Origin of the sequence: Parasphingomonas puruogangriensis, assembly GCF_036663635.1 — a bacterium.
Taxonomy (GTDB): Bacteria; Pseudomonadota; Alphaproteobacteria; order Sphingomonadales; family Sphingomonadaceae; genus Sphingomonas.
In genome coordinates this window covers 738,131-755,521 of sequence record NZ_JAXOJI010000001.1, presented here as the reverse complement: position 1 = coordinate 755,521, position 17,391 = coordinate 738,131, and the positions used below count along the sequence as shown (strand labels likewise).

The 17,391-nt window shown below is 64.9% G+C and carries 12 protein-coding genes and 1 pseudogene; 8 read left to right on the top strand and 5 right to left on the bottom strand.

The window, feature by feature from the left end:
- Nucleotides 1–10: 10 nt before the first annotated feature.
- The 3 genes from U1739_RS03745 to atzF are packed head-to-tail and all read left to right on the top strand — an operon-like array spanning nt 11 to nt 6,036.
- Complete coding sequence (locus U1739_RS03745) at nt 11–646, top strand: urea amidolyase associated protein UAAP2 (protein ID WP_332704108.1); 636 nt, start codon at nt 11–13, stop codon at nt 644–646.
- The gene (gene uca / locus U1739_RS03740; RefSeq protein WP_332704863.1) at nt 647–4,261 is read left to right on the top strand and encodes an urea carboxylase; all 3,615 of its coding nucleotides are present in this window, start codon (nt 647–649) and stop codon (nt 4,259–4,261) included. It begins immediately after the preceding gene.
- Nucleotides 4,258–6,036 (top strand): allophanate hydrolase, encoded by a 1,779-nt coding sequence (gene atzF, locus U1739_RS03735; protein ID WP_332704106.1) that lies wholly within the window; start codon nt 4,258–4,260, stop codon nt 6,034–6,036. The genes uca and atzF overlap by 4 nt, the downstream gene beginning before the upstream one ends.
- 177 nt (nt 6,037–6,213) lie before the next feature.
- On the opposite strand, the gene U1739_RS03730 is transcribed toward atzF, so the two are convergent.
- Genes U1739_RS03730 through U1739_RS03715 form a run of 4 tightly spaced genes read right to left on the bottom strand, consistent with a single transcriptional unit; the run spans nt 6,214 to nt 9,427 of the window.
- On the bottom strand, nt 6,214–6,717 hold the full coding sequence (locus U1739_RS03730; RefSeq protein WP_332704104.1) for a CopG family ribbon-helix-helix protein: 504 nt from the start codon (nt 6,715–6,717) through the stop codon (nt 6,214–6,216).
- Nucleotides 6,718–6,728: 11 nt separating this feature from the next.
- Nucleotides 6,729–7,499 carry an ABC transporter ATP-binding protein gene (locus tag U1739_RS03725; RefSeq protein WP_332704102.1) on the bottom strand — a complete coding sequence of 257 codons (771 nt, stop codon included), beginning with the start codon at nt 7,497–7,499 and terminating at the stop codon, nt 6,729–6,731.
- Complete coding sequence (locus U1739_RS03720; RefSeq protein ID WP_332704100.1) at nt 7,496–8,311, bottom strand: ABC transporter permease; 816 nt, start codon at nt 8,309–8,311, stop codon at nt 7,496–7,498. The genes U1739_RS03725 and U1739_RS03720 overlap by 4 nt, the downstream gene beginning before the upstream one ends.
- A gap of 30 nt (nt 8,312–8,341) precedes the next feature.
- Nucleotides 8,342–9,427, bottom strand: coding sequence for a putative urea ABC transporter substrate-binding protein (locus tag U1739_RS03715; protein WP_332704098.1), 1,086 nt, complete (start codon nt 9,425–9,427; stop codon nt 8,342–8,344).
- Nucleotides 9,428–9,577: 150 nt separating this feature from the next.
- Between U1739_RS03715 and U1739_RS03710 the strand changes: the two genes are divergently transcribed.
- From U1739_RS03710 to U1739_RS03690, 5 genes and pseudogenes are all read left to right on the top strand, one after another.
- Nucleotides 9,578–10,666 carry an MBL fold metallo-hydrolase gene (locus tag U1739_RS03710; protein WP_332704096.1) on the top strand — a complete coding sequence of 363 codons (1,089 nt, stop codon included), beginning with the start codon at nt 9,578–9,580 and terminating at the stop codon, nt 10,664–10,666.
- Nucleotides 10,667–10,683: 17 nt separating this feature from the next.
- Complete coding sequence (locus U1739_RS03705; protein ID WP_332704094.1) at nt 10,684–11,697, top strand: MBL fold metallo-hydrolase; 1,014 nt, start codon at nt 10,684–10,686, stop codon at nt 11,695–11,697.
- A 32-nt stretch (nt 11,698–11,729) separates the two neighbouring features.
- Complete coding sequence (locus U1739_RS03700) at nt 11,730–12,656, top strand: Vgb family protein (protein ID WP_332704092.1); 927 nt, start codon at nt 11,730–11,732, stop codon at nt 12,654–12,656.
- A 302-nt stretch (nt 12,657–12,958) separates the two neighbouring features.
- The gene (locus U1739_RS03695; protein ID WP_443025485.1) at nt 12,959–13,948 is read left to right on the top strand and encodes a sterol desaturase family protein; all 990 of its coding nucleotides are present in this window, start codon (nt 12,959–12,961) and stop codon (nt 13,946–13,948) included.
- Nucleotides 13,949–14,141: 193 nt separating this feature from the next.
- A pseudogene (locus tag U1739_RS03690) lies at nt 14,142–16,545 on the top strand (TonB-dependent receptor).
- 53 nt (nt 16,546–16,598) lie between these two features.
- Here U1739_RS03690 and U1739_RS03685 read toward each other — a convergent pair.
- On the bottom strand, nt 16,599–17,261 hold the full coding sequence (locus U1739_RS03685) for a cell wall hydrolase (protein ID WP_332704090.1): 663 nt from the start codon (nt 17,259–17,261) through the stop codon (nt 16,599–16,601).
- Between the last annotated feature and the right edge of the window lie 130 nt (nt 17,262–17,391).

The following is a 17,391-nucleotide window of genomic DNA, read 5'->3' as shown; positions in this document are numbered from 1 at the left end:
GGACGGATCGATGAATGAGCAGTCTGACGCCCCGCGCGTTCGCAATTCGGTCCTGCTGGACGAGATCGTGCCCGCGCGCGCGCCGTGGATGCAGGCGCTGGCCAAGGGCGAGTATCTGCGAATCGTCGATGTGGAAGGCAATCAGGCGGTCGATTTCCTGATCTACGCCGCCGCCGACGATGCCGAACGCTATAGCGCGCAGGATACGATCGCCGCGCAGGGCAATATCTTCCTGCGCACCGGTGCAGTGTTGCTGTCGAACGAGGGGCGGGCGATGATGACGTTGGTCGACACCAACGTCGCCTATCACGACACGATCGGCGGCGCCTGTTCGTGCGAGTCCAATACCTTGCGCTATGGTCATCACACCAAGGCGCAACATGCCTGTGTCGACAATTTCCTCGACGCCAATGCGCGCGCCGGGCGCGGCAAGCGCGACATGGTGTCCAACATCAACTGGTTCATGAACGTGCCGGTCGAGGCCGACGGCGCGCTCGGCATCGTCGATGGCATTTCCGCGCCGGGCCTGTGGGTCGAACTGCGCGCGGACATGGACGTGACGGTGGTCGTGTCCAACTGCCCGCAAGTCAACAATCCCTGCAATGGCTTCAACCCGACGCCTGTCCGCATGATCGTGAGCGCCTGAATTTTGTTCGATACCGTCTTAGTCGCCAACCGGGGCGCGATCGCTTGCCGGATCATTCGCACGTTGCGCCAGATGGGCATCCGCTCGGTCGCCGTGTTCAGCGACGCCGACGCCGGATCGCTGCATGTGCGCGATGCCGACGAGGCGGTGCATATCGGCGCCTCGCCGGCCGCCGAGAGCTATCTCGATATCGCCGCGATCCTGGCGGCCGCGCGCGCCAGCGGCGCGCAGGCGATCCATCCGGGCTATGGCTTCCTGTCGGAAAGCATCGCCTTTGCCGAGGCGTGCGAGGCGGCCGGCATCGTGTTCATCGGGCCGACCCCGGCCAACATCGCGGCCTTCGGCCTCAAGCATAACGCGAGGGCGCTGGCCGCCGAGCAGGGCGTGCCGTTGGCGCCGGGCAGCGCATTGCTCGCCGATGCCGAGGCGGCGGTCGGCGCGGCCGAGGTGATCGGCTATCCCGTCATCCTCAAGGCGACCGCCGGCGGTGGTGGCATCGGCATGCGCATCTGCGCCGATCAAGCGGCGCTGCGCGATGGCTTCGCCGCTGTGGTACGACAGGCGGCGGGCAATTTCGGCGATGGCGGCGTGTTCCTCGAGCGCTACGTGCCGCGCGCGCGCCACATCGAGGTGCAGGTGTTCGGTGATGGTCGCGGCGGCGTGCTGGCGCTGGGCGAGCGCGATTGCTCGCTGCAGCGGCGCAACCAGAAAGTGGTAGAGGAGACTCCGGCGCCCGGCCTGCCCGAGGCGACGCGCGCGGCGATGAGCGCGGCGGCGGTGCGCCTGACGGCGGCGGCAAACTATGCCTCGGCGGGGACGGTCGAGTTCCTCTACGATGCCGATCGCGACGACTTCTTCTTTCTCGAGGTCAATACGCGGCTGCAGGTCGAACATGGCGTGACCGAACAGGTGACCGGCATCGACCTGGTCGAATGGATGATTCGGGGCGCCGCCGGTGAGCGCGCGTTCCTCGATGGCTGGGACGGCCAGGCGCGGGGCGCGTCGATCCAGGTGCGGCTCTATGCCGAGGATCCGGCGCAGGGCTATCGCCCGAGCACCGGCATGTTGATCGACGTCGCCTTCCCGACCGGCGACGATATCCGGGTCGACGGGTGGGTGGCGACGGGCAGCGAGATCAGCGCATTTTACGATCCGATGCTGGCCAAGGTGATCGTCACGGCCCCTGACCGGGCGCTGGCGATCGTGGCGATGCAGCGCGCGCTGGACGCTGTGCGGCTGGCGGGGATCGAGACCAATCTCGATTGGCTGCGCGCCGTGGTGCGCAGCGACGCCTTCACTAGCGGCAATGTCTCGACCCGGACGCTCGACGATATCGTCTATCGGCCGGCCACGATCCAGGTGCTGAGCGGCGGTCCGGCGACGACGGTACAGGATCACCCCGGGCGGCTGGGCTATTGGGATGTCGGCGTGCCGCCATCGGGACCGATGGACGCGTTCGCGTTCCGGCTGGGCAACCGCTTGCTGGGCAATCCCGAAGGCATGGCCGGGCTCGAATTCACCGCGGCGGGGCCGACATTGCGCTTCGCCACGGCGGCGACGATCTGCCTGGCCGGCGCACGGTTCGACGCTACCGTGGATGGCGCGGCGATCGAGCCTTATGCGCCGGTGCGCGTGACGGCCGGGCAGACGCTGAAGATCGGCCGGGTGACGGGCGTGGGCCTGCGCGGCTATCTGCTGCTGGTCGGTGGGTTCGACGTGCCGGCCTTTCTCGGCAGCCGATCGACCTTCGTGCTGGGCGAATTCGGCGGCCATGCCGCGCGCGCCGTGGCGACCGGCGACACGCTGCATCTTGCCACGCCGCAAGATGCTCCGCTGCCCCCGGTGCTGGACGCGGCGGCGCTGCCGCCGATCGCGCGCAACTGGACGATCCGCGTGCTGTCCGGGCCGCATGGCGCGCCCGATTTCTTCACCGACGACGACATCGCCACGTTGCGGGCGACCGATTGGCGCGTGCATTACAATTCCAACCGCACCGGCGTGCGGCTGATCGGCCCGAAACCGCGTTGGGCGCGGCGCGATGGCGGCGAGGCAGGGCTTCATCCGTCCAACATCCACGACAATGCCTATGCCATTGGTGCGGTCGATTTCACCGGCGACATGCCGATTATCCTCGGGCCGGACGGTCCGTCGCTGGGTGGGTTCGTTTGCCCCCTGGTCGTGATCCAGGCGGATCTGTGGAAGGTCGGGCAGCTGGCGCCCGGCGATACGCTGCGCTTCGACGTGGTCGATGATGCCACGGCGGTGGCGGCGGAACAGGCGCAGGACCGCGCGATCGCGGGACTGACGGCTGCGGAGGCGCCGCTGGCGCTGGACGACGTGGATATGTCGCCGATCCTGCGCAGGCGCGATGCCTCGGGCGAGATTCCGCGCGTGCTGTATCGCCGCCAGGGCGATCGCAACCTGCTGGTCGAATATGGTGAGATCGTGCTCGATCTCGAACTGCGCCTGCGTGTTCATGCGCTGATGCTCGAGCTCGAGCGTCTGGCCCTGCCCGGGATCATCGATGTGGTGCCCGGGATCCGATCGCTGCAGATCCATTTCGACAGCCGCATCCTCTCGCAGACCGCGTTGCTCGATGCGCTGGAGGATGCCGAGGCGCGGCTCGGCGGGCTCGACGATTTCGAAATACCGTCGCGTGTCGTATATCTGCCGCTCAGCTGGCAGGATCCGGCGATCTACGAGACGATCGACAAATATATGCAATCGGTGCGCGACGATGCGCCGTGGTGCCCGGACAATATCGAATTCATCCGGCGCGTGAACGGGCTCGACGATATCGATGCGGTGAAGCGGATCGTGTTCGACGCGCGCTATCTCGTCATGGGCTTGGGCGACGTCTATCTCGGCGCGCCGGTGGCCACCCCGATCGACCCGCGCCACCGGCTGGTGACGACCAAGTATAACCCCGCGCGCACCTGGACACCGCCTAACGTGGTCGGGATCGGCGGCGCCTATATGTGCATCTACGGGATGGAGGGGCCGGGCGGTTACCAGCTGTTCGGGCGCACGATCCAGGTGTGGAACAGCTGGCGCGAGACCGACGCGTTCGCCGCGGGCAAGCCGTGGCTGCTGCGCTTCTTCGACCAGATCCGCTTCTTCCCCGTGACGCATGACGAACTGACCGAATGGCGGCGGGATTTCCCGCTCGGCCGGCGCTCGATCCGGATCGAGGAGGAGGTGTTCCGGCTCGCCGATTACCGTGCGTTCCTCAAGGAACACGCCAAGGGCATCGACGCGTTCCAGGCGACGCGACAGGCCGCATTCGATGCCGAACGCGCGGATTGGGAACGGCGCGGGGAGTTCGACCGGGTCGCGGCGTTGGTCGATGAGGGCGGTGGCGATGCCGCGATCGTCGAGATCGCGGTGCCGGATGGCGCGACCTTGGTGGAAGCACCGTTCGGGGCGAGCGTGTGGAAGCTGCTGGTCGGCGTGGGGGATAGGGTCACGGAGGGCCAGCCGATCGCAATCTTGGAGGCGATGAAGATGGAGACCGAAGTGTCGAGCCCGCATGCCGGCGTGGTCGCCGGTCTGTATGTCGAGGAACGGCAGGCGGTAAACCCCGGCAGCCCGATGATCGCGATCCAGCCGGCATGACCGATCGCCTGCTGCAGGATGCCATCGTAATCGCCGCCGATGTCGGCGCCGCGCGCGTGTCTGCGCTTGCCGTCGCCCGGGAGACGCTGGCGCGGGTCGAGGCCTATGCCGCAATCCAGCCGGAAGTATGGATCACACGGCTGCCGGCGGATACCGTGCTGGCGATGGCGGCGGAGGTCGACGCCCGCATTGCTGCGGGGGAGCATTTGCCGCTCGCCGGCGTGCCGTTCGCGATCAAGGACAATGTGGATCTGGCAGGCTGCCCGACGACTGCGGGTTGCCCCGATTTCGCCTATACGCCCGATGCCTCCGCCACCGTCGTGGCGCGATTGATCGCGGCCGGCGCGGTGCCGATCGGCAAGACCAATCTCGATCAATTCGCCACCGGGCTGGTCGGCACGCGCAGCCCTTACGGCGCGCCGCAATGCGTGTTCAATCGCGCCTATGTCAGTGGCGGATCGAGCTCGGGATCGGCGGTGGCAGTGGCGGCCGGGCTGGTCGCCTTCGCGCTCGGCACCGATACGGCAGGGTCGGGCAGGGTGCCCGCCGCGTTCAACGGCCTGGTCGGGCTCAAACCCAGCGTCGGGCGCTGGAGCAGCACCGGGCTGGTGCCCGCGTGCCGCACGCTCGATTGCATCACGGCGCTGACCGGTACCGTCGCCGACGCGGCATTAGTCGATAGCGTGGTTGCCGGCATCGACCTGGCGGACGATTTCAGCCGGGCCATTGCGGATCGCCCGCTCGGGCGGCGCATCGGCATCCCGCTCGAGCATCAGATCGACGGCGATGCGGAGACGATCGCGGCGTTCCGCGTGTCGGTCGATGCGGCAATCGCGGCGGGCTGCACGATCGTGCCGCTGGATATCCAGTTCCTACTCGATACCGCGCAATTGCTCTACCAGGGGCCATGGGTGGCCGAGCGCACCGCGGCGATCGAGCAATTGCTGATAGAGCGCCCCGACGCGATCGATCCGGTGGTGCGCGAGATCGTCTCGGGCGGGCTGGCGGTCAGCGGGGTCGAGACCTTTCGTGGGATCTATGCGCTGCGCCACGCGCGGCGGCAGGCCGAGCTGATGTGGCAGGACGTGGATGCGCTGTTGCTGCCGACCACGCCGACGATCTTCCGCCTGACCGAGCTTCGCGCTGCGCCGATCGCGCTCAATGCCAGGCTGGGCCGCTATACCAATTTCGTGAACCTGCTGGAGATGAGCGCGCTGGCGCTGCCGGCGGGGTATCGGTCGAACCGGACGGGGATCGGCGTGACGTTCGTCGCGCCAGACGGCGCAGACCGCGCGCTGCTCGATCTCGGGTCCGACTGGCTGGCCAAGATGCCGGTGCGCACGACTCCCCCGTTGAACCTGGAAGGAACTATCATGGAAACCGTCGAACTCGCGGTCGTCGGCGCGCATCTCGAGGGGATGCCGCTGCATTGGCAATTGACCAGCCGCGCCGCCGAATTCGTGCGCAGCGCGCACACCGCCGACAGCTATCGTCTCTACGCCATGGCGGGCACCGTGCCGCCCAAGCCGGCGCTGGTGCATGACGACAGCGGCGCCGCCATCGCGGTCGAGATCTACCGTCTGGATGTCGCGGCGTTTGGGAGCTTCGTGGCCGAGGTGCCGGCGCCGCTGGCGATCGGCACGGTCACGCTCGACGACGGCACGTCGGTCAAGGGCTTCGTCGCCGAGCCGCGGGCGACGGTCGGCGCACGCGATATCACCGAGCTTGGCGGCTGGCGGGCGTTCGTGGCGGAGGGGGCGGGGGGCACCGTCTAGTCTGCTACCCCCAGCCTAGGGTCGGCTGTGTTCTCGGCCTACTATACATCGTCACCCCGGGCTTGACCCGGGGCCCCGCTTCTTTGCCGGCCAAGAAGCGGGGCCCCGGCTCAAGGCCGGGGTGACGGGTAGGGGAGATCTTATTCTGCTTAAAAGTTCGGATGCCGGAGGCAACGATCAGGCGGCGACCTTCTTGTCCGCCTGTTTCTTGCTCGCCGCATTATCCTCGATCTCGCCGTCCTGCTCGTGCAGCGGCGGCAGCAATGCGGTGGTGGTGACGAGTTGCAACTGATGCACGCCGCGGATCCGGCGCAACGCATCGCAGAGCGCCTTTAGCCGCGTGGCGGGGCCCTGTACCAGCAGCACTTCGAGCGACTGATCGTCTTCCAGGAAGACGTGCTGCGACGAAATGACTTCCTTGAGATATTCGGCCTGGGTCTGTGCGAGCTGATGCCGCACGCGGCCGCGATCGCCGCGATAGACCAACGTGATCGTGCCTGCGAGCATGTCCTCGGGCCGGGTCAGCGCCTCATGTTCGGCCAGCGCGTGGCGAATCAGTTCGGCGATCAGCTGCGAGCGCGACGGCAGGCCGCGTTCGTCGACCATGACGTCGAGCTGGCGAAACAGCTCGGCGGGAAGACTCATGCTGAGACGGGCGAGAGTGGTGGGTTCGGTGCTCATGTTGCAGGCTTCTAATCCTGAACATCGGCGATGGTAATAGCTTTTGCGACCGCCCGAGCCCGTCGCAGCAGCGGAAGATCGTATACCGCGGTCGCGCCGAAGCGGTGGGGCGCGTGTGGATCGTGGCGGCGCTTGTCCAGCGTCAGCACGCGGGTGGCGAGCGAGAAGGCTTCCTTGATATCATGCGTCACCATGATCACGGTCAACGCATAGTCGCTCCACAAACGCGTGATCAGCGTGTGCATATCCGCCCTGATGCCGGGATCGAGCGCACCGAACGGCTCGTCGAGCAGCAGGATGCGCGGGCGCTTGATCAGCGCCTGGGCAATGGCCAGCCGCTGCTGCATCCCGCCGGACATCTGCGCGGGATAAAGATGCAGATTGTCGCCCAGCCCGACGGCGTGCAGCATTTCCTCCGCCTCCAGCGTTGCGGCGCGGCGGCGCGCGCCGAACAATCGGGCGGACAAGGGGGCCTGGGCGCATTCCAGCCCGAACATCGTGTTGCGCAGCACGGTGAGGTGCGGAAACACCGAATAGCGCTGGAACACGACGCCGCGATCCGGTCCGCATTCGGGCTTCAGCGGTGCGCCGTTGAGCAGGATCGCGCCGCGCGTCGGCGCTTCCTGGCCAAGCACGACGCGTAACAGGCTGCTCTTGCCGGCACCCGACGGGCCGATGATCGACACGAACGATCCCTCCTCGATATCGAGGTTGACGCGTTCGAGCACGACCTTGTCGCCATATTCGACCCACACGTTGCGCAGGCTCAGCACGGCGCTCAATGGTCCGCTCCATGCGCCCAGGGGAATAGCCGGCGGCTGGACCAGCTGAGCATCATGTCCATGCCGATCGCCAGCACCGCAATCCAAGCGACATAGGGCAGGATGACATCCATCGCGAGATAGCGGCGGACGAGAAAGATACGATAGCCGAGACCGATATCGGAGGCGATCGCCTCGGCCGAGATCAGGAACACCCAGGCCGGCCCGAGCGACAGCCGCACGGCCTGGATCAGTCGCGGCATGGCTTGGGGCAGGGCGACGCGCAGCAGCACTTGCCAGCTGCTCGCCCCCAGGGTCTGCGCTTTGATGATCTGCTCGCGCGGCAGCGCGGTGACATGCGCGGCGACGTCGCGGATCATGAACGGTGCGATGCCGATGAAGATCAGCGCCACCTTGGACATTTCGCCGAGCCCGAAGGCTATGAACAGGATCGGCAGCAGGGCGATCGGCGGGATCACCGCGATCCCCGTCACCAGTGGCCCGAAGGTCGCCCGAACGGGGGGCAGCACGCCAAGCAGCAGCCCGACCAGCAAGGCCGATAGCGTGGACAGGCCAAGCCCGATGCCCAGCCGCTGCAGGCTGGCGAGCGTATCCGCCCAGAAGATCAGCCGCCCGGAGAGTTGATCCGGCTGGAACAGCAATACCGCCATGGCGTCGACCATGCCGCCGGGCAGCGGCAGGATCTTGTCATTGGGGTTCAGCGCATGGCGGCTGGCCGCGGCGATGACATAGACCAACGCCAGCAGCAGGATCGGGAGCGCGCCGAGCAGGATGCTATGCCCCCGGCTGATGCGGCGGTTCACCCAGCGCATAATGCCCGATCCCGACTGCGCCGGCCGCCGTTACAGCTTACCATCGGCGGCCATCTGCATGTAGCTGGGATCGAAGCGCAACGTGACATGGTTGGGGTCGCCCAGTGTCTTGTTGCCGGGGAACGCCATGCCGACCGCGTCGGCCGATTTCGCGCCCTGGCCAAACAGCCCCTTGGCAAAGCTGAAATCGCGCACCCGCGTCATGGTGGTGATCAGGCCGGGCGCGGACATCGCCGCCACGGCCGCCTTGGGCTCGGCATACAGGTAGGTCGTAGCAAGTTGGCTGTCGAACAAAGCCGGAGTGGTGCCGCCCAGCTTCGCCATCGCGGCGCGCGCCGCTTTGCCTTGCGCATCCTGGCGCTGCATCAGCGCGGTGGTTTCATACCAGATGCCGGCCAGCGCCTTGCCCAGGTTGGGATTGGCCTTCAGCGTCGCGGTATCGACCGCCAGCAGATCGAGGATCTCGCCGGGTATGTCGGCCGAACTGAACACCTGTTTCGCGCCTGGCGTCGCCTTCATCGTCATCAGCTGCGGGTTCCAAGCGACGGCGGCAGTGACCGCCGGGGCAGAGAAGGCGCCGACAATGTCCGCATCCGACGTATTGACCGTCTTGACGTCGGTCAGTGCCAGCCCGACCGTTTCGAGTGCCCGCGCAAGCAGATAATGCGATACCGATAGCTCGACGAGATAGACTTGCCGGCCCTTGATCGCGGCGAGCGTCTCGGCGCCCTTAAGCACGATGCCGTCATTGCCGTTCGAATAATCGCCGACGATGATGGCGCTGGTATCCTTGCCGCCGGCGGCGGGAATGGTCAGCGCATCCATATTGGCGACGGTCACGCCGTCCAATTTGCCGGCGGTATATTGGTTCACCGATTCCACGTAATCGTTGACCTGCACGATATCGATCTTGATGCCGTATTTATCGGCCCATTTCTTCACGATACCGGCCTGCTGCGCATAGGGCCACGGCATCCAGCCGGCATAGATCGACCAACCGATGCTGAACTCCGTGCGCGGCTTGGGGGCTTCTGTCGACGAAGGTGCGCAGGACGCCGCCAGCAGCGTGCAGGCCATGAGCGCGATTTTTCCAGCGCTGCGAATCCGGTGAAGCATGATTCGATCCCCTTTCGCATTGCAGCATCGCTGCAACACCACGCTTTGTCCATGCGTCATTATTACTATTGCGACGATCGGTAATATCAATATCATGGCGGTGACGCAGCGCCAAGGGCGGCTGCTCGGGGCACATTTCGGGGGAATTCCATGGCGCAGACAGCGACCGACACGCCCGCACCGGCCGGCAGTGCCAAGCCTGTGGTGGCACGCACCTATCCCAACGGCAATCCCGATCTGGGTTATAATCCGCCCGGTGTCCGCAACACCGACAGCGCGATACCGCTGCACCGCAGCAAATCGGTGGTGCACGATTATGCCTGTGATGGCCCGGCGCCGGGCAATCTGGCGTTTCGCTGGACTTATGGCTCCAACGTTGCGGCCAAGAACCGCGATCCGCGCGTGCAGGTCACGCAATATAACGAAGACACGTTCGTGCTGCGCCAGAATGTCTGCGTGCATTGGGAAGCGCCGTTCACTTATCTGCTGTTCGGCAATAACGGCGCCTTGTTGATCGACAGCGGTGCAACGGCCGACGCCAATCATTATCCGTTGCGCGAGACCGTCGACGCGATCATCACCCGCTGGGGGCAGGCGCGCGGTCGGACCAGGGTTCCGCTGACGATCGCGCTGACCTCGGGCGAGGATGTCGCGCAGAACCAGGGCCTGGTGCAATTTGCCGACCGCGCGAACACCACCATCGTGCCGCGGCCGCTGGCAGTGATGAAGCGCTTCTACGCTTTGGCCGGCAGCTGGCCCGCCGGCGTCGGCAAGATCGATCTGGGCGATCGGGTGATCGAGGTGATCCCTACGCCAGGCACGCACAAGGACGGGGTGAGCTTCTACGATCCCTATTGCGACTTCCTGTTCACTGGCGACCTGCTGTTTCCCGGCAAGATCAATATCAGCAATGATGACGATTATGTCGCCTCGCTGGAGCGGCTCAAGGCCTTTGCCGCCAGCCAGCCGGTGAAATGGGTGTTGGGCGGCCATATCGAGATGATGTTCGTGCCGGGCAAATATTACCGGCGCTTCGCCAGCTACAAGCCGCACGAGCGCGTGCTCGAAATGAACCCCGCGCTGATCAACGAGGCGATCGTTCATGCGCGCGCGGTGCAGGGCAAGGATATGATGCTGATCCGGCCCGATTTCGTCTTGTTCAACGGCGTCAGTCCCGATCAGCGCACACGCATCTGGCCGGACGGCGTGCCCAATATCACGCCGCCGTTTCATTTCTGACGATTGGGAGCGCCTTCATGGATCGCCGCACTTTCCTGACCTACAACGCCGCGGTGGCGGCCATCCCGTTGTCCGGCGTCGCGCTGACCGGCTTGGCCAAGGCGGCATCGGCCTCCGTCCGGCCGCCCCCGGTCGATTTCACGACCAATGTCCCGGGCAAGGGCAGCTTTCCTGCCAAGTGGATTTGCGGCTCGTCCTCGAGCATGGACAATAAGGATCCCGCGATCCAGGTGCATTGGTACAACCCGCACACTGCGATCCTGCGCCAGAACAAAGCCTATAGTTACGAAGCGCCGTTCGCGCCGCTCTATTTCGGCAATGATCGCGTGCTGCTGCTCGACGAGGGCTATGTGCAGTTGCGCAACGATTACGACCTGCGCGGCGTGGTCGATCAGTGCATCGAGCAATGGTGCCAGCGCAACGGCCGCGATCCCGCCAGCATGGAATTGCTGGTCGCCTTCTCCCATCTGCACGACGATCATTATGCCGCGACCAACCAGTTCGCCGACCGCCCCAACACCCGCTATATGGGTCTGACCCATGACGAGATGGTCGGCTTCTGGGGTATGACAAACTTTCCCGAAGAACGCGTGACGCTGGATCTGGGCGGGCGCGATATCCTGATCTGGGGGTCGCCGGGCCATGTCGTGTCGGAATTCGCTTATTACGACAGCTACACGCAGATCCTCTACACCGGCGACATGTTCTATCGCGGGCGCTGCTATATCAGCTTCTGGCAGCCATGGTTCGACAGCATGAAGCGGCTGATCGACTTTTGCGACACGCATCCGGTGACCCATGTCATGGGCTGCCATGTCGAGATTAGCCGCGATGGCGAGGATTATGCCTACGGCATGACCTATCAGCCGGACGAAGCGCCGGTCGAGATGACGGTGCAGCAACTGCGCGAGGCATTTGCCCATGCGCAGAAGATCACCGAACCCGGCATCTTTTTCACCGGCACCGTCTTCCTCTGCAACCAGACGCGGGGAACGACGACGATCGACAAGAATCCATATCGGTACAGCTGACTCGCGGCGCGGGTCGGAGGGGGAGTGAGCAGATGAAACGTATCCTGGGATTGATGTCGATCGCGGCCGGGCTATGCGCCGCCGCCCCGTTGGATCCTCTGGCGCTGCGCGAAACGGTGTTCACCGTGCCGGGCTTTGCCGATTTCCTGGCGGTCGACGGCAAAACGGTGTGGGCCACCAATGCCGGTCGTGTCGAACAATGGTCCAGGCGCGGCAAGCTTGCCTCGGTGTCGGTGCCAAAGCCGTGTGGGGCTATGGCGGTGGCGTTCGGATCGTTGTGGGTGGCCAATTGCCAGGGCGGCAATCTGTACCGCATCGATCTCAAGACGGCGCGTCTCCAGGCCATCATCGCCACTCCGATCGGCAATCCCAAGGGCGAGCTCAACGTCGTCGCCGCGGCGGGATCGATCTGGGTGCCGAGCGACGAAGCGGGCAAGGTCGCGCGGATCGATCCACAGACCAATACCGTGCGCGCCACGATCGCCGTCGATCCCGGCACCTTCTATCTCGCTGCCGGATTCGACGCGGTATGGGCGGTCAGCAGCGCCGCACAGTCGCTGCAACGGATCGACCCCCAGACCGATACCGTGGTGAAGACGGTCAAGCTCGGCAAGCAACCCGGCTTTCTGGCGGCAGGCGAGGGGGCGGTTTGGGTGCAGGAACAGGGCGACGGCACGGTCGCGCGGATCGACCCGGAAAGCGTGACGGTATCGGGGCGCGTGACGGTCGGCAAAACGCTGATCTATGGCGATATCGATGTCGGCGGCGGCAAGGTCTGGCTGCGCACGACGGAGGAGCAGACCTTCGTGGCGATCGATCCGACCTCGCTGGCGATCCTGGCGCGCGCCGGCAAGGCCGCCGGTAGCGGCGCGCTGCGCTATACGCCGTCTGGCATCTGGACGAGTGCGCACGACGTGCACACGCTATCCTGGTGGAGCGCCGCACGCACGCCGAAATAGACGCGGGGCTCAGCGGCCAACGAGTCGATACGGTGTGCGCGGGGAGGCGCTCGCCGCGGTCCAATTCGGCCTGCTTCGTTAATAAGCACGATAGCGAAACATGCCCGGTTTTTGCCCAAGAAATGGCTGTTATCTGGTATTTTTGCCACGTCGATGACACTTCCGTGTCGGGCTCAATTAATACTCTTGACGCAATACGTAATATGAATAGCCTGTGACGCAACGCCTCGAAGAGCGGGTTTAGGGACAGGAGAGGATCGAAACATCAGGCCGGTTTGTCGGCTCGGATGGGGAGATGTTCTGTGGACCAACAGCCTGCTACTGCTGCTCTCTCTGCCGACCTGCGATCGATCGGCGGTGGCGCCTATGTCGCCGATGAGGCGTCGTCCGCGGCCGCGGGTCGGACGACCATCAAACAGGCGGTTTTCAACCTGTTGCCGCCGGCCACCGTGGCGGTGATCATCTGTTTCTGGGCATTCGGGCCGACGTCCTGGATTAAGAGCCCGTGGTCGATCGTCATCGCCGGCGCGCTGACCACGGCATTCGTCCAGACGCTCGAATGGGTGCACGAGCGGCATGCCGATTGGCGGCTCGACAAACGCGAATTCGCCACCGACGTGTTCTACGTGATCCTCGGCTATACGGCGATCGCGTGGGCCTCGGCCACGCTGGCCGAGGAGCCGCTGAAAGCGCTGAAGCAATCGCTGGGCATCACCACCCCGTGGGTGATGCAGCTGCCGTTCGTCGTGCAGGTCGCTTTGGTCGTCTTCCTGATCGAGTTCGGCCAATATTGGATGCACCGGCTGATGCACAATACGGTGCTGTGGTGGACGCATGCGCCGCACCATCACATCACGCAGCTGAACGCGATGAAGGGTGCGGTGGGCAATCCGCTGGAACTGTTCCTGATCAGCCTGAGCGTGGTCGCCTTGTTCGATCTGCCCCAGGCCGCCCTGTTCTGCGGGTTCAACATCCTCGGCGCGGTATCGACCTTCGCCCATGCCAATGTGCGGTCGGATCCGCCGCTTTGGTATGCCTATGTCTTCACCACGATCAGGCACCACAGCCTGCATCACACCGCGCTCAGCTATGAGGATACGCGGTGCAATTACGGCAACTCGCTAATCTTGCTCGATCGCCTGTTCGGCACCTACCGCGACGGGGAATCGACCGTCGTCGGGCAGGACGATCGCAAGAGACTGTCGATCTGGGAGCAGACGATCTTCCCGGCCCGCCCGTTGATCGACCGGGCCAAGGCGAGAAGGAGCCCGCCTGTCTCGGCGAGCGGCTGAGCCAGGCGGAACCTGCGGCGTAAGCATTGATCGAACGCCGCGACACTTTTGAAATTCGAACAGTTTGCCCGTCGGCCAGCATGCCGGCGAGCGGCGCCGGCGACATGCGCCCGGTGTCACGAACGAAGGCCGCTCGGGCTCCGGCGCACCAGCGCCAGCGCACGGGAGACCCATAACACGAAGGGGGAATATCATGTTCTATCGCGCGACACTGAGATCGGCACTGTTATCGGCCACGATCATCGCTGGCACCGTCCTCGCCATGCCGGCCGCGGCACAGGAGACGCAGCTGACCCCCGATGAGGAGAGCGGCGGCGAGATCATCGTCACCGGCACGCGCCGCAACACCACGCTGATGGAAACCCCGATCAATATCGTGGCGATCAGTGCCGCGGACATCGCGCGCCAGCGGATCGACGACGTGCGCGATCTCGCCGATTTCACCCCCGGCATGACCATTTCGGATACCGGGCCGGGGTCCACGGGAGCGATCGTGCTGCGCGGCCTCAATGCCTCGGACGTCACGTCCGGCGGCAATAGCTACGACAATGCCATGGGCATCTATCTCGGCGAAGTGCCGCTCTATTACGACTTCAAGCTGATCGACATCGCGCGCGTGGAGACCTTGCTCGGGCCGCAGGGCACGCTCTACGGGCTGGGCACGATGGCCGGTGCGATCCGCTATATCCCCAATCGCCCCAATCTGACCGAATTTGAAGGCGAAGCGCATGGCCGCCTCTATGGCAAGAGCCACAGCGGCAAGGCTGGCTATCAGGCGGATGGCGTGATCAACATCCCGATCGTCAAGGATCACATCGCGTTCCGCACGGCGACGGGCTATTATTACGATCCGGGCTTTATCGATTACCCGTTGCTGGTTCAGCAGCCCGGCGTGTCGCTGCCGCAGCCAGGCGGTACCGGTGGCGTGTCCGATGCCGATTATGCCGCCAATCTGCGCGGGCAGAAGGATCTCAACTTCGAAAAGACCTTCACGACGCGCAACCAGCTGCTGTTCCAGACCACCGACGACTTTAAGGTCAACTTCACCTACGCCTTCCAGCGCACCAAGACGGACGGCTCGCAGTCCAATAGCGCCGGCGTGCTCGGCACGGGCAAGTATCAGAATGCCGCGCGCTATATCGAACCGGTCAATCGCCGCGCGCATTTGCTGAGCATGGAGGTCGACGCAAACCTCGCCGATATCGCGGATCTCGTCGCGACCACCGCCTATACCAACGTCCGAACCAAATCGCAGTCCGACAATACCGATCTGCTGCTTGATCTCGACTATGATTACGAGCTGTTTCCCGCGTTCACGAGCTGGAACGAATCGGATGGCACGCGCAAGCAGTTCAACCAGGAAGTGCGGCTGGTCTCGCGGCACGGCGGGCCGTTCAGCTGGGTGCTTGGTGGTTTCTACAACCAGCAGAAGCGCAAGAACGATTATGCCGAGCATGTGCCGGGCCATCCGTGGGTGGATCTTGCCACCAACCCTGACGAGCTCGAATACGTATCCTACACCCGGGCCAAAGTGACCGAGAAAGGCGATCTTTGGCGAAGGAACGTTCAAGGTGACGCCCGAATGGCAGGTCACCGCTGGCGCGCGCTATTACAAATATACCTCCGAGATCAAAGGCGCGCAGACTCTGCCGCTGCTCGGCCAGCCGCTCAGCCCGTACGACAAGACGGTGAACGGCGGCAGCGGCGGGCAAGACGGTTGGGTGTGGAAACTCAACTCTTCCTACAACTTCACCCCGGGCCTGATGCTCTATGCCACCTACAGCAAGGGCTATCGCATCGGCGGCCCGAACACCGTCGCGCCGTGCGACAATCCGTTGCCGGAAGGGCAGAACATCTGCGCCTTGCCCGATGAGCTGCAATATGGTCCCGATACGACCAAGAACATCGAAGTCGGCGTCCGCACCCAGCTGTTCGACCGCAAATTGAGCTTGAGCTTCGACGTCTACCATATCGATTGGAGCGGCATCCAAGTCGCCTCCGCCACGGTCAACGGCGCGACCGGGATTACGGTGAATGGCGGCACGGCGGTGTCCAAGGGCGTCGAGGCGACGTTCCAGTTCAGGCCCGTGCCTGAGCTCGCGATCCAAGGCAGTTATTCCTACAACGATGCCAAGCTGACCGAGGACGTGCCCGGCATCATCACCATTCGCGAGACTCCGGGCGACTATTCCAACCGGTTCGTCCAGCTCGATGCGCTGTCAGGCGATCGCCTGCCTGGCTCCGCCAAGAATTCCGGCAGCTTGGGCGCGACCTATACAATGCCGCTGATGGACGGGAATCTCATCGCCAACTGGACCGCGACCTATCGCGGCAATGTCGTGTCGCGGCTCGGCTGGGATCGCGCTTATGGCGACAAGATCCCGGGCTATGTGCTGCACCGCGCGACCTTGGGCTACGAGACCGACAGCTACAGTTTGAGCCTGTTTGCCAACAATATCTTCGACAAATATGCAGTGGTATCGGTCGGCAATGATCGCTCGCGGATCGGCGTCAATGACGGCGTCGCGGTGCGCTATTATGGTCAGGCCGTGATCAATCCGCGCACCGTCGGGATCGAGGCACGCATCAAATACTGATCGTGACGAGCGGGGCGCTTTCCCGGAGGAAAGCGCCCCGCTCGCTTCGCCGGTCAGCGGCGCACGTAGAACAGATGCGTGCCAACCCGCGCGATCTTGGTCAGCGAATTGCGCCAATAGGGCACCATCCAATTGGCATGATAGTGGGTGGCGCCGCCGACATCGGCAAAGACTCGTCCGGCCAGCGCGCGCCGTGCCGTGCGGCGTGCCGCAGACCAGCCGCGCCGCACTGGCCGCCGGGCCACGGAGCCGTCGCAGGTGAACGAGAATTGGCAGCCCGTGATGCGGGCATAGCCCTGGTACACGACGCCGCAGATGGTGCGCGGAAAACCGCGTGCGCGCGCTCGGTTAAGGATCACCTGGATGACGGCTTGCTGCCCCCGCGCATCCGCCCCGGCCTCGTACAGCGCTGCGGTGGCCAGACAGTCCACGGCCTCGGCCCGCGCGGTTGCGCTGCCCCGGAAGCGGTAAGGCGCGGCGCGGATGCGGCGTCGTGCCTCGATCGGCACGGCGGCGTTGGAGGCGCGCGCCTGCGCCATGGTCATCGGCACGGCGCCGTCGCGTATCCGCTTCGGAAACGGCCAGGGAGCGAGCATAGCGACGATCACCAGGAGGATGATGACGCCGATCAGCAGCAGCCACCGCTCCGCCGCCGCGTCGCGCGCGCCGCTGGTCGCGCCGGCATGCCGGCGGGGGGAAGTACGTCGCTGCGCCATCGCTGCGGTCTAGCCAACATGGCGCGGTGCAAGCAACGCTGCGTGGGCACGACCGGGTTGATTGGCCGGGCAGGCGGCAGGTTGATCGCCGCCCTGGACGCTGTCGCGCACCACCCGCGGCGCCATCCCG